This is a genomic window from Methylacidiphilum caldifontis (assembly GCF_017310505.1).
Lineage (GTDB): Bacteria > Verrucomicrobiota > Verrucomicrobiia > Methylacidiphilales > Methylacidiphilaceae > Methylacidiphilum > Methylacidiphilum caldifontis.
On the sequence record NZ_CP065957.1, the window covers coordinates 1,656,157 to 1,668,951 of the forward strand.

The following is a 12,795-nucleotide window of genomic DNA, read 5'->3' on the forward strand; positions in this document are numbered from 1 at the left end:
TTAATTTTTTTCTTGCTGTTTGGAGAAAAGGTGTGCCAAGGCTTGAGAACGGATCGCTTTGTATTTGCATTTTTTCTCGTTGAGCTTGGATGGGGTTAAGATCGCACTCCCTAAAGAAGAAAGAAGAAAGAGTTCCCAATGACTTTTAATCAGTTGGATAAGAGCGATTCGATCGATGGCTCTTTTTGAATAGTGTTTGTTATAGAAGATATATTCGGCCTGCAGCTTTCTTTCCCATAGCAACTGAGCAGAAATGTTCTCAGTGCTATGCCCGCCAATATGAAATGCTTGGATCTGGGGGCAATAGGCTAGAGAAAAACCCAGTTTGCGAATGCGTAGGCACAGATCCTGGTCTTCCCCGTAAAGGAAAAAGTCTTCATCAAACCCTCCAAGTTCTTCAAGGATCTCTTTTCGAATTGCAAGACATGCTCCCAGAAGTGCAGCGATTTTGCCTGGGTATACAGGCAGGGACGACATTGCCCATTTTTGGTTGGGATAAGTGAGACTCATGCTAGGTTGTATTTTTCCATCCGGATAATACAGGGAAGGACCTATAGCCCCTACTTTTTTTTCTTCTTCAAATAGATGGGCCATTTTTTTTAAAAAATAGGGATTTTTAATCATTACATCAGGATTAAGGAACAAAACAAACCGGCCTTTTGCTCGATCCAAGGGAAGATTGGCGGCTCGTGAAAAGCCCACGTTGATGGGATTGCAGATGACAGTGATTCGATCCGAGAACTCTTGAAGGATATCTTGTGTCCCATCCGTGGAGTTGTTATCCACGACAAAAATTTCAATTTGAGTTCCTTTTTGACTGAATAAAGCTTCTAAAGAGTTTTTGATTACTTTTTTGCTTTGAAAACTGACAATAATGATCGACCAGTCTATAAGGTTATTGATTATCGTCTTTTCCGTCATGATCTCAGATAAAAGCTCTTCCCATTGTCAATAAGGAGTAAAGAATTTATTTTTTAGATAATCATTTTAGCAAATTTTTATGGACATTGAACATATTTATTTCCATTTCCCCTTTTGTTCCACCGTTTGTCCTTATTGCGGATTTTATGCAACAAGAGGGGAAAGACAGGAAATTACTCTTTTGGTGGATGCCTTACTTAAAGAGATTGAAATTCAAGCCAATCAATTTCGACTAAATCCCAAGACCCTGTTTGTGGGAGGAGGTACTCCATCAATAGCTAAACCCGATGAGATAGACCGACTGCTTTCGGCTATTTCGAAGCAATATGTCAAAGAAATAACAATTGAAGCGAATCCTAGGACAGTGACTTTGGAAAAAGCGGCTCGATGGAAACAGTCTGGGATTAACCGGGTAAGCTTGGGAGTGCAATCCATGAATGAAAAAGAGCTTTTGATTCTAGGAAGAAGGCATAAACCAAGTGATGTTATCGAATCGGTAAACAAGCTTAGAGAAGTGGGCATAGAAAATATCAATTTCGATTTTATATTTGGCATTCCGGGGCAGAGTGTTGAGTCGTTAAAAAGAACATTGCAACTTGGCTTGGATCTTGGTCCAAAACATGTTTCTCTTTATGGTTTAACCTACGAGGAAGGTACCCCGTTTTATGAGGATATGAAAAAAGGGAAATACATCCCTGACGAAAGAAAAGAGATCGAAATGCTCAACTTTGCAGTTCAACTGTTAGCTGATCATGGATTTATTCGGTACGAGATTTCTAATTTTGCTCTTCCTGGCTATCAGTGTCTTCACAATCTGGCTTATTGGAAAGGAAAAGATTATTTAGGTATAGGACCGGCTGCCTTTTCTACCGTGGGTAACAGAAGATGGTGCAATGTGGCAGACCATACCAGATATGTAGAGGAGTTGCAAAAGAAGAGACTTCCTGTGGCTTCAATGGAAATTTTAGATGAAGAGTTGAAAAGAAAGGAGAAAATATTTTTAGCTCTTCGCACTGCAGAAGGTCTCCCTCTAAGTCAATGTAGTGAAAAGGAAAAAAAGAATATTGAATGGCTCATTAAAGAGGGTTTTGGACAAATTGAAGGAAGTCGCTTTATTTTGAATTTCCGTGGTTTTCTTGTTGCCGATAGTATATCGGTTTATTTTATATAAATTTTTTGAAATACCACTGACTTAAAAATCTTGTGATTTTGTGACTGCTTCCCATACCAAAATGTTAAAATATAATCTTTTTAAAAATTAAAGGTGATCTACTAAATTCTTTCTAGACCCAAAAAGAGAGTTATTGCAATCCTAAATTTTTTATATTCCTTCCCTTGGGCTTTTTTTTTAGGGATTTTTTGTTTTTTCTTGTTTTTTTATGTCTTTTCGATTGACGGGGACATAACCATAAGGGTCGAAACGGAAAATAATTTCTCCAGGTTTACCCATGTTTAACCGGTCACGTGCCATCCGTTCAATATAACCGGGATCATGCTTGAGAAGGTCTAGTTTACGACTCAACTCCTTATTTTTTAACTGTGCTTCAGCGTATTCCTTTGAGAGGAGTTCTTTTTTCTTTTCTAATTGATCGATCTTCCGGATGATGGGAATGAAAACAATGCAGAGCAGAACGAGAAAGGCGCAAAATATAAGGAACTTCGTCCATTGGACCAAGTAGAGCCAGATATTGAAGGTTTTTAATTTAATCATCTTATAAAATTTTAAAACTCTGTTCCATAAATCGCATTGTCAGCCAATACCTCTTCGATTCTTAGAAGTTGGTTATATTTGCTTAACCTGTCGGAACGACAAAAAGACCCTGTTTTGATCTGACCCGCATTCAAGGCGACAGCCAGATCAGCGATAAATGGATCTTCACTTTCCCCGGATCGATGACTTACCATGATCCGGTATCCATTTTTTTTAGCCAACTCTACTGTTTGAAAAGTTTCTGTCAACGTTCCGACTTGGTTCACTTTTATAAGGATGGCATTAGCTACTTTTTCTTCAATTCCTTTTTTAAGGAATTCTTTGTTAGTCACAAAAAGATCATCACCTACCAGTTGAAGGGTTCCCCCAAGCTGTTGGGTAAGTTGTTTCCAGCCTTCCCAGTCGTTTTCTGCCATTCCATCCTCGATAGAGATAAGAGGATATTTTTGTGAAAGTTCCCGGTAAAGTTCTACGAGGTGAGAAGGAGGTAATTTGATATTTTGAGATTTTTTAAAAACATAAATTTTTACGCCTTCTTCGTAGAGTTCCGTGGCTGCAGCATCGAGAGCGTAAAATATATCCTTGCCTGGTGAATAACCCGCTTTTTCTGTGGCTTCAAGGAGAAGATCTAAGGCTTGAGTGGCTGAAGAAATGGAGGGAGCAAACCCTCCTTCATCGCCTATTCCTGTCCCCAATCTTTTTTCATGAAGTATCGTCTTAAGGGTATGAAAAATTTCTACACCATATCTAAGCCCTTCTTTGAAGGAAGGAGCTCCTTTAGGAACGATCATAAATTCCTGGAAATCCAAAGGGGCATCGGAATGAACTCCCCCGTTTATGAGATTGGCAAAAGGAATAGGTAGAGTAATTGCTTGGGAACCTCCAAGATACTTGAAAAGGGGTACTCCTATAGCCTTGGCGGCAGCTCGAGCGACACAAAGAGAAACGGCTAAAATGGCATTAGCACCTAAAACCGACTTGTTTTTTGATCCGTCAAGCTCAATTAATATCCGATCGATTTCGGCTTGGTTGGCCGCATCTTTACCAACAAGCTCCGGAGCTATTCTTTTCTTGATATTGCCAACCGCATTCCAAACTTCCTTTCCTCCATAGCGGCTTTTGTTGTTATCTCTTAATTCAAGTGCTTCGTGGCTGCCCGTGCTTGCTCCGGATGGTACTATGGCTGTTGCACAGGTACCGTTTTCCAAATGAATCTCAGCTTCTACAGTAGGATTCCCCCTCGAATCCAGGACCTGTCTTGCAAGCACTTTGCGTATCAATGTATTAGTCATCTCAACCTTTGGATAACAGAAAATACAATCCTTTCAAGATGATATTATTAAAGTTTTTAAAATTCAAGGACTTAGTGAATGGAAACAGAATCGGACTGAGGTTTTCTTTTGTCTTTTGCAAGAAAGAAAGCCAAAGGAATAGAAAGAATACAGATCCAGCCCATAATCTGGAAAATTTCCATGTAAGCAAGAAGGTTCGCCTGGTTGATCAAGCTGGTGTAGAAAATCTTGAGGGATTGAGCAGTCCCGGTAACGGAGCCATGCATCATGCTGACATAGCCTTCGATTCCCGCAAACCTGTCCGTATAATTGGTACTATTGGGTACATAATATCCTGCCAGAATTGTCTGGTGAGCTTGAGCTAGTCTTTGGATAAAAGTTTGAACCATCGAAGTGCCTATACTGCCCCCGATGTTGCGAAAAAGGTTAAAGAGTCCCGTTGCAGCACCAATCTGTTCTTGTCTTAATGTGACGACGGCTGCCGTCGTCAGTGGAATGAAAACAAAGGGTGCACCCAGCCCATTGATGATATTAGGAATAACGATATTGATTTTAGCGATTTCAAGATTAAAAAAGCCGATTTGGAGAGAAGATATGGCGAGAAACAAAAATCCTATTGCGACAATAAGTCTCCCGCTGACGATACCAAGGAGCCTGCCCGCTACGAGGGCTCCCACCACAGCCCCTATGCCCCTTGGACTGATGGCTAGTCCACTCTGATAAGCTGTATAAGAGATCAAGGTTTGTAAAAAAAGGGGTAATCCAGAAAGAGTGGCATAAAGTACGACTCCAACCACGAAAACCTCAAAAACGGCAATGGAAAAGTTTTTGTCTTTAAAAATCTTTATATCGACTAAAGGATTATCTGTTTTAATTTCACGGTAAATAAAACAGACCATACCCAGAAGAGAAAGTCCACCCATCCACCTTAACCAAACCGCATCGAACCAGTTGTCCTCTTGGCCTTTGTCCAAAAGTACTTGGAGACAACCCAGCCATAAACAGAGAAAAGAAAAGCCGATAATATCCAATTTTCTTTTCGCGTTTCTTTGTATATAAGGAGGGTCTTCAACGGTGATTTTAGAGGCTATGATCGCCAAGATACCCACCGGTAGATTGATAAAAAAACACCATCTCCAGTTGAGGTTATCGGTTAGCCATCCTCCAAAAACAGGTCCTAATATTGGAGCAACTACGACTCCCAAGGCAAAAAGGCCCATGGCTTGTCCTCTTTTTTCAGGAGGAAAACTTTCAAGCAATATTGCCTGGGATATGGGTTGAAGACCTCCCCCACCAGCTCCTTGTAAAATTCTTGATAGAATCAAGATCCCTAGATTGGGTGCACTGCCGCAGATTGCAGAACTCAGGGTAAAGGTAGAGATACAAGCAATGAGCAACCTTTTTCTTCCAAAAGTTCTTCCAAGCCAGTCTGTCATAGGCAAGACGACTGCATTGGAAACGAGATAACTGGTAAGCACCCATGTAGCTTGGGAATTACTGGCCGCAAGTCCACCGGCTATGTAAGGAAGAGCCACGTTAAGTATTGTCGTGTCCAGCACTTCCATGAACGTGGCTAACATCACCGAAAGGGCGATGATCCAAGGGTTGTGCTTGGGCTTCCATTGAATTTCGTCTGTTGGCTGACCATCCATAGCGGAGAAGCTTTCAAAGATTATTCAGCTTTTATGACAATAGGAAACACTTTGAGTCTTGAAAGAGAACAGGTTCTATAAAAAACCAATGTTCCAACTAAAATTTCTCAAAAGAAGGGCATAGTAAAGAAAAAGCTTTCAAAATGACAATAAAAAAATTATTTTTTTTATAAATGGATTTAATCCTTGTACAAAATGCGGAAGCACTTCCAAAGGAGCAGAATCCAGATCGTCCTTTGACAGCACAAGGTATTAATACCGCTTCTCAGCTAGGAAACTTCTTGAAATCCATGGGGTTGAATCCAAAAAAAATTTATCATTCTCCAAAAGAAAGAAGCCAGCAAACTGCTGAAATCATTGGAAGGTTTTTTTCAAACAAAGTAAAATTACATCTTTTCAAAGGGCTTCTTCCTGGAGATTCAGTTTCTGATCTTCTCAAGGAAATTAAGAAAATAAAAGAGGATTCGATTATTGTTGGCCATGAACCCACACTTTCAAAACTTGCTGTAAGACTTCTTGTAAGAACAAAAATTTCTTCTTTCTTCCAGATGGAACCAGGTTGTTGTCTATGGTTAAGTTATGACAATGAGACCAAGGAATGGTCTCTGAGGGGGTTTTTTAGAAGCCAAAGCTTATCTGTCCTTTTCGATAATAGAGTAAATGGGAGAACAAAAAGATCTAAAATCCCCATAAACCAGAATACCCAAACCCTGTAGCTTTCCTTTTTAATTATACTTGGATCAAGATATACACGAAGCATTCAACTTGCAGAGCACTTTCCACAATCAGATAAGATAAAGGATCCTCAGTGCTAAACTGCACTATCCACAACTTTTCTTTTCTAAGCTATTCTCGAAATAGGTCATCAAGTTGGCAGGTAGTTCTTGAAGGGGCTTTTGGCTAACAGGCTGCAGGTCATCAATATTCAGTAGGGCTTTCAAAATGATCTCAACGAGCATGGGTAGGGGAGGATAGGAATATAGTTTGCCTTTGTAATACTAATCACGGCAGTCAATTGGAATGTTATTCTGGGTAAGGCTGCTGCAGGACTCACAAAGGGACTCTTGAACGTTTTGAACGGTATCATGGCCGTTAATTCTAATCGTCGGTGATGACAATAAGGCTTTTTCTTTTGCATCTTCTAAAGAGAAAACAACCGTTTCTTTGTATTCAAGTTCAATTCCTAAAATTTGAGCAACCGGCCTTAGGATTTCTATAGCCTTTTTTAATTTTTTAGCTGTGGGAATACAACGGTTACATCGACTAAGATCTATAGCTAGTAATTCAATAGATAATTTCTTGTTTGAAGCGATATTGTCATCTGCATTCCCACAAAACTCTTGGGTTTGGGTTGTTTTACAATCACAAAAGACAGCTGTGTTATCGTTGCAGTTCATGGGTTGCTCTTCTTTAAGGTAAAAGCCATTTTCCTGGATAGAGGTTGAAGGGGTGCAAAAATCTTTTTAACATTAATATGGTATTAATCCACTTTCTTGTCCATTTATTAGATCTGTAAAGATCGAAGGATTGAAAACAGAATCCCCGAGTCATAAATTAATGTATTTGGAGTTCAAGATTCAGATCAATTTGATGGTCCCTTCCTTTTTGCTCGTCGATTTGCTCAACCTTAAGCATTTCAAAAAGAAAATAAATAGTTAAGGTTTCAAAAAGGGGAAGAAGAAGGTGGTTTTTTATTTCTATCCGGTCCTGTTCGGTTTCTTACCCTTGTTTACTCGACACTCGAGCAATGTAGCGGAGATAGCCTGTTCCTGGATTGAGTTACCGGAGGTGTAAAAAAGTAATGGACAGGTTGTTCTGACTGGGGAAGTGAATATCTGGAAATATTTCTTAACTCTTAAAGCTAAAACTGGCTATATTTATTTCTAGATAATACTCATGCTAGAAAAAAATATGTCCAGTTGAGATCATATGATAGAAACGATCAAAACAATTATGCTAGATTTCCAGGAAACCCGGCTGGAGACCGGAGTGCCTCGGCGTTTGCGTATCGAAACCGTTCATGGCAAGGCTGCCGTCTGTATCGGCGTACGCCGGAGCGGCAAATCGACATACATGTTTCAGGTTATCCAGCGGCTGTTGGACAGTGGAGTTTCTCGGCAAAACATCTTGTATCTGAACTTTTTCGACGACCGCTTGCACAACCTGCGGCAGGATAGCCTTGGTTTGATCCCTGAGGCCTATTACTCCATCTACCCAGAGAAGAAAAATACTGAGACAGTCTACTGCTTTTTCGACGAGATTCAGGCTGTCCTCGGTTGGGAGCCATTCGTTGACCGTTTGTTGCGCACGGAAAAATGCGAAGTATATCTTACTGGTTCGTCGTCCAGGATGCTATCTAAGGAGATAGCGACTCAGATGCGCGGAAGAGCCCTCTCATGGGAGATATTTCCATTTTCGTTCAGGGAATTTCTAGATTCCAAGGGAATCGAGAGCGGGGGTGCGCTGACGACAAAAAAGAGGCTCCTCGTCCAAAAAGCTTTCGATGAATACTGGGAGACTGGCGGATTCCCCGAGGTCATTAGTCTAGGTCGGAACCTAAGGATCAAAACCCACCAGGAATATTTTCACGCCATCCTTTTTCGTGATTTGGTCGAACGCCACGACATTTCACACCCAAAGGCAGTGACTGATCTAGCGCACTGGCTTGTGGATAACACCGCATCACTTTACTCGGTCAACAATCTTACGGGTTATCTCAAGTCGTTAGGCCACAAGGCTCCGAAGTCCGCGGTGTCGGATTATCTGAAATGGTTCGAGGACGCTTATTTCCTGTTCACCGTGCGCATATTTGACCCGTCTTTGGCGCGTAGCAACACCAATCCGAAAAAGGTCTACTGCATTGATCACGCACTGGTCACTTCGGTGTCGTCCGGAATTCTGATCAACTCTGGACACCTTCTCGAAAACCTCATTTTCACCGCTCTCAGGCGCCTTCATCAGGAAATCTACTATTACAAGACCAAGAATGGCCGGGAGGTCGATTTCATCGTCCCAATACGCGGCCGGCCCAATATGCTGGTTCAGGTGTGCGAGTCTCTAGCAGAACCGCAGACAAGGAAACGGGAGATTGCGGCTTTGAGTGAGGCAATGAATGAGCTGGGTCTTAAAGTCGGAACTATCGTAACCCGGAAAGACGATGAGCGGATAAAGATCGGCGTGGGGACAATCGAAGTAATCCCAGCATGGAGGTTCCTTTTTGAACTACCGGACGTTTCGGAATAGTTGCATGAGATTTCTTATACTGATCAGTGACATGCTGAAACTTGGGTGATTGATGAACTGGACGATTAGTCAAGTCTGGTGCGGTTATCCATGGAGAGGACTTTGTTTTTTTTGCTATAGGAATTTCAATCGCTTCTCGGTCTGGAAGCTTCGGCTTCACGTCACACATTCTGGCTTGTCGAGAACTGAACAGAACGGAATCCTGACGCATTCCTGAAAAGCACGATCAAGATGATAAAGGCATACAGCTTGCTCGACCTGTTTTAATCCATTCTTAAATGGTCTGAATCGGTCCATGTTTCGGTCGACCTGGGAAAACCACAAAGACAAGGAGACATTCGAGCGACTCTTGCAGGACGACGTCGCTTTAAAAAATATGCTTTTATCCATTGGCACCGTGGAAATGTATTTCCTTGCTCTAAGATGATGCAATGGCCAATCACGGGTGGTGGTGGGAAAATATTTAATATCTCATCTGCCAAGAGATAGAAAACTCGGTCGTCGGAAATGGCTTTGGAGAGAGTCCAAATCCAATGCGGCAGGAGGATGACAGATGATTTGATGGACACAAGAAGGATATCCTGAGTTAGTGCTTGGCGCCCCACGCTGCAACGGAGAGATTAGCAATCCCGTCCACAATGACTACATATACCTCATGCATGGGTTGAAGTCGCATATCGGGCGACTACACGGCGGCATCCTTGCCCGATAGCCAAACACGGTATACAATCTGGATCCAGGGCGTTTGGATCTAGATGACACAGTAGAGCTCCTCATGCTTTCTGTGCCATACAAGTCACAGATCTTTGGGACAAGCGCTCCATCACTTGTACAGGAACTAATCCTCCGGTAATGAATTCACCCAGAAGTTCTTCAAGAACTTTCTTGTGCCGAGATCATGTTGTTTTGTTCTCATTCTTGTTACTCTTTGTAACCAGAGACTCCATTGCCGAAAAATGTTTCTCATCTTCTGATTTCATGAGATCCAACAAATCTTTCAAGACTTCTTGTGCTTCACTTAATATAGACAAATCGTGCTCTGGCTCTCCGATTTCTCCATAATGCGAGTGAGTATGTAGGAATCGCAGTATACGTGTCTTCTTGCAATCATTGAAGTTGATGGATTGAAATGCTGCCAAAGCTTACCCGCCTTCTTTGGATAACGGAAAGACAAGAATGCTTCCAAGAGCCGTCTCGAGATATTTGGCAACACATAATTTTGCTGTAGTTCTGTTTGGCGATTTCTCATAGCATTTCGATATATGTAGGCGAACAGATAGTGAGACTCGGATTCATAATTCTCAAGGAGGGGATCAAGCCACAGGAGCTTTGTACATCTGCTATCTTGCTCGACACCACAATCGAGCATGAAGAATCGCGCAGGTCATAAATTGACATCATTTTTTTTTGACCCTTAAGATCACTCGCTGGTCAGCTGTTCATCCTCACGCATAATTTTACGTTCTTTCGTCAGGTCCATAATTGCTCAAGCGGCTTTCTTATGATTCTGTAAGCCGTTCTGCTTGAGGAACTGCGGATTAAGCTCCTGTAAGGACAGTGGCTTCCTGATGGGCTTTGCTTGAGAGTTCGAGGCCTTCTCTTCGTTGCCGAGAACCAACTCCTGGCACCCGTCCACCAGGGCATCCTCGTCGTCCGGGGTGATAAGCCGCTTGAAGAAACCAGCGTCAGCCGGTCTTCCGGGCGGACCGTTGGGACGGTTGGAGCGGAGTAGGACGCGCTTCTGCCACCTGACCTCCCGTTCGGAAGCGCGATCGTGTAGAAAAGGCCCGTTCCCGGAATGCCCACCTTGGCCCGCTTGCCCCTCGGACCGATGGTGAACTTCGCCCCGCGCGGTCCGAACGAGAGGGACCCGCCCGACTTACTCAGGTCCAGGGTCACGCCTGGTGCGATCCTGATTCGTCTACAGAAGCTGAAGCTCATCTGGAACATCCTGTTATCCTTCGGGTGGATAAGGATCCTTGCCGTATGTGTGTTCCGTCTGGATCGTACCGCCCTGCTTGTGGATGATCACCTGTCCAAGCGCCTGCTTCTTCGCCAATTCCTTGGCAAGGGCTATGGCCTCGGTCTTCGTATCGTGGCTGCTGGACGCCCTTGACCCATTCTCTTCTTTGACGTTCCAGCCGCCGTCGGTCCGAGGGGTCACATGGTAAGTCTTACTCCTCGACATCGTCTCCATCCTCCTTTTGGCTATTCCGTGGACTTTGCGCACCAACGTTCGGTGACAGTCTGCCTTCCAAGGATTCCAATCCGTTTCCTCATCGTACACCGCGCGGGCCGAAGTACTCAATGCGTACCGTACCAGGTAGCTGTCCGACACACGCCTCGACTATGTCCTCTCGGGAGCTCTCGAGAGGAGAACGAAGTCGTCCAAGCGGTGTGAAGTCCAGCTGTAATACCCATCCACCACCTTGTGGATCGGTAGTGGTATCCACGATGACGTGAGATCCTGGTTCAGGTGGTGAGGCTGGGTCGAGCCAATCTACGTATACCGTCTGCCTGGATCGGCGCCATCGAACTCGATTACCTTGTCTGATCGTCTCGATGAAACGGAGCCATGTGGAGCGTCCTTCAGGCGTAAGCCAGTCTTCCTGTCCACTTCGGGCTTGGACTTCGTCGGATTCCAGCCAACCCAGCATCCCCATCCTATCTACGAAGTTGGCATCGGTCGACTCGACGGCCGCCTTGGCCATGTCCCTTGAGTTCAGCCCCGAACGAAGCAACGTTATCACCGACAGGTTGGCACTCCCTGCTTCAACGGCCATTGCAGCGAGCCCACGAATGTTATCTGCACCGTCATGTCCTATCGTGGTAGCGTGTACGCGCACGGCCTCCATTGCCCAGGCGAGTCGGTACATCACCGCGTCCTGAAGAAAGTCGACACCTTCCTCACCTCCAATGTCAACGACTTCTGCAGCCGATCTTCCGGAAATCCAGGCCTTGAGCGCATCCCGCCAAGCATCTGGCATCTTGGTGGGTCGAAACGGAACTGTTTGGAACACCATACCAGCGAATTGTACGATGGCGTCCGCTGCACTCGTCTCGTCGTTGCCATTGATCATAGTCTCTGCTGCAAGGAGTGCTCCAACCAGCTCTTCCATGTGCTCGTCCAAAAAACGACCACCTTGTAGACCGAGACCCGCAACTTGGTAGCCTCTCCGCTGTGCCGTTGTCGTGCGCGACCAGATCAACCTGGCCCTCGCTGCGAGGAATCGACGGATGAGATTCTGGATGCGGGCTTCCTGTCTTGCGATCTGCCGAGTAAAGAGAGAGCCATCGAGCACGACATCAAGCTGTCGCTCGAGTTCGTCAATGGCTGTCTCGATATCAAGGAGACCCAATATTGCCGCATCCAGCGACGCGACATCACGTTCCCATTCAGACTCAGAGACTTCGGTGCGCTCTCCCACGAGTTCCGAGTAATCCCAGGCTTCTCCGTGGCCAGTTACGTATTCGATGACCTCCTCAATCGAGACATCTGCAGCTCTTGCGATTCGCTCAAAAAGCAAAGCTGTAAGACGGAGCAACCCGCTTTCGATCTCGGAAGCCCTCGCCTGTGCTACGAGTTCTTCCCATTGTTGGTTCACCCACCTTCTCTTCCTTTGATTTCTCTCCCATACGACATGAAGCACCAATTCTTCTAAGTCCACGAACGCCCGTCCCGCACGGCCGGCCACGTTTGCGAACTTCACTGGTGAGATCTTCTCTCCCTGGGTACGCCATATTGATGGAACGAGAAGCACGCTTGCAGACAGGTTGAGTCCTTGAGCAAGGGTCGGTGATGCGATGGTCACACGACAATCTCCCGACTGCAGCAGCCGTTCGACCTCCGAGAGGAACTGACGAGGCAAACCTCCGTGGTGGATTGCGACACCGTATTCCAAGCACCGTACTGCCGGATGATTTGGCCCAAGCCACTCTTTTCCAGTGGCAATCACCTCACGGATACGCGGCGTGA

General features: G+C 44.6%; 13 protein-coding genes. 4 read left to right on the forward strand and 9 right to left on the reverse strand.

The features are described 5' to 3' along the window. A complete protein-coding gene (locus IT6_RS07690; protein ID WP_206825894.1) occupies positions 1-921 on the reverse strand; it encodes a glycosyltransferase family 2 protein in 921 nt (306 codons plus the stop codon). A 79-nt stretch (positions 922-1,000) separates the two neighbouring features. Between IT6_RS07690 and hemW the strand changes: the two genes are divergently transcribed. Then, positions 1,001-2,092 (forward strand): radical SAM family heme chaperone HemW, encoded by a 1,092-nt coding sequence (gene hemW / locus IT6_RS07695; RefSeq protein WP_206825898.1) that lies wholly within the window; start codon positions 1,001-1,003, stop codon positions 2,090-2,092. Positions 2,093-2,269: 177 nt separating this feature from the next. Here hemW and IT6_RS07700 read toward each other — a convergent pair whose 3' ends face one another. From IT6_RS07700 to IT6_RS07710, 3 genes are all read right to left on the reverse strand, one after another. Continuing rightward, positions 2,270-2,632: an FtsB family cell division protein gene (locus IT6_RS07700; RefSeq protein WP_134439528.1), complete on the reverse strand. Its 363-nt coding sequence runs from the start codon at positions 2,630-2,632 to the stop codon at positions 2,270-2,272. A gap of 11 nt (positions 2,633-2,643) precedes the next feature. Next, positions 2,644-3,924 carry a phosphopyruvate hydratase gene (eno, locus tag IT6_RS07705; protein WP_134439529.1) on the reverse strand — a complete coding sequence of 427 codons (1,281 nt, stop codon included), beginning with the start codon at positions 3,922-3,924 and terminating at the stop codon, positions 2,644-2,646. Positions 3,925-3,995: 71 nt separating this feature from the next. Then, a complete protein-coding gene (locus tag IT6_RS07710) occupies positions 3,996-5,576 on the reverse strand; it encodes a DHA2 family efflux MFS transporter permease subunit (protein WP_206825901.1) in 1,581 nt (526 codons plus the stop codon). Between the two features lie 173 nt (positions 5,577-5,749). On the opposite strand from IT6_RS07710, the gene IT6_RS07715 reads away from it, so the two are divergent. Then, on the forward strand, positions 5,750-6,292 hold the full coding sequence (locus tag IT6_RS07715) for a SixA phosphatase family protein (protein WP_206825904.1): 543 nt from the start codon (positions 5,750-5,752) through the stop codon (positions 6,290-6,292). Positions 6,293-6,574: 282 nt separating this feature from the next. Here the strand turns inward: IT6_RS07715 and IT6_RS07720 are convergent, their stop codons facing one another. Continuing rightward, the gene (locus tag IT6_RS07720; RefSeq protein ID WP_206825905.1) at positions 6,575-6,973 is read right to left on the reverse strand and encodes a DUF2703 domain-containing protein; all 399 of its coding nucleotides are present in this window, start codon (positions 6,971-6,973) and stop codon (positions 6,575-6,577) included. A 532-nt stretch (positions 6,974-7,505) separates the two neighbouring features. Between IT6_RS07720 and IT6_RS07725 the strand changes: the two genes are divergently transcribed. Beyond that, positions 7,506-8,819, forward strand: a complete 1,314-nt coding sequence (locus tag IT6_RS07725; RefSeq protein ID WP_206825906.1) for an ATP-binding protein — start codon at positions 7,506-7,508, stop codon at positions 8,817-8,819. Positions 8,820-9,837: 1,018 nt separating this feature from the next. Here the strand turns inward: IT6_RS07725 and IT6_RS10670 are convergent. From IT6_RS10670 to IT6_RS07745, 4 genes are all read right to left on the reverse strand, one after another. Continuing rightward, complete coding sequence (locus tag IT6_RS10670) at positions 9,838-10,188, reverse strand: AAA family ATPase (protein WP_206825907.1); 351 nt, start codon at positions 10,186-10,188, stop codon at positions 9,838-9,840. A gap of 101 nt (positions 10,189-10,289) precedes the next feature. Continuing rightward, positions 10,290-10,769, reverse strand: coding sequence for a DUF4236 domain-containing protein (locus IT6_RS10675; RefSeq protein WP_206825908.1), 480 nt, complete (start codon positions 10,767-10,769; stop codon positions 10,290-10,292). A gap of 4 nt (positions 10,770-10,773) precedes the next feature. Continuing rightward, positions 10,774-11,016, reverse strand: coding sequence for a DUF2188 domain-containing protein (locus IT6_RS07740; protein ID WP_206825909.1), 243 nt, complete (start codon positions 11,014-11,016; stop codon positions 10,774-10,776). Between the two features lie 79 nt (positions 11,017-11,095). Continuing rightward, positions 11,096-12,631, reverse strand: a complete 1,536-nt coding sequence (locus IT6_RS07745) for a hypothetical protein (RefSeq protein ID WP_242524153.1) — start codon at positions 12,629-12,631, stop codon at positions 11,096-11,098. On the opposite strand from IT6_RS07745, the gene IT6_RS10460 reads away from it, so the two are divergent. After that, positions 12,616-12,795: a hypothetical protein gene (locus tag IT6_RS10460; protein ID WP_242524154.1), complete on the forward strand. Its 180-nt coding sequence runs from the start codon at positions 12,616-12,618 to the stop codon at positions 12,793-12,795. The two genes, IT6_RS07745 and IT6_RS10460, sit on opposite strands and share 16 nt — an antisense overlap.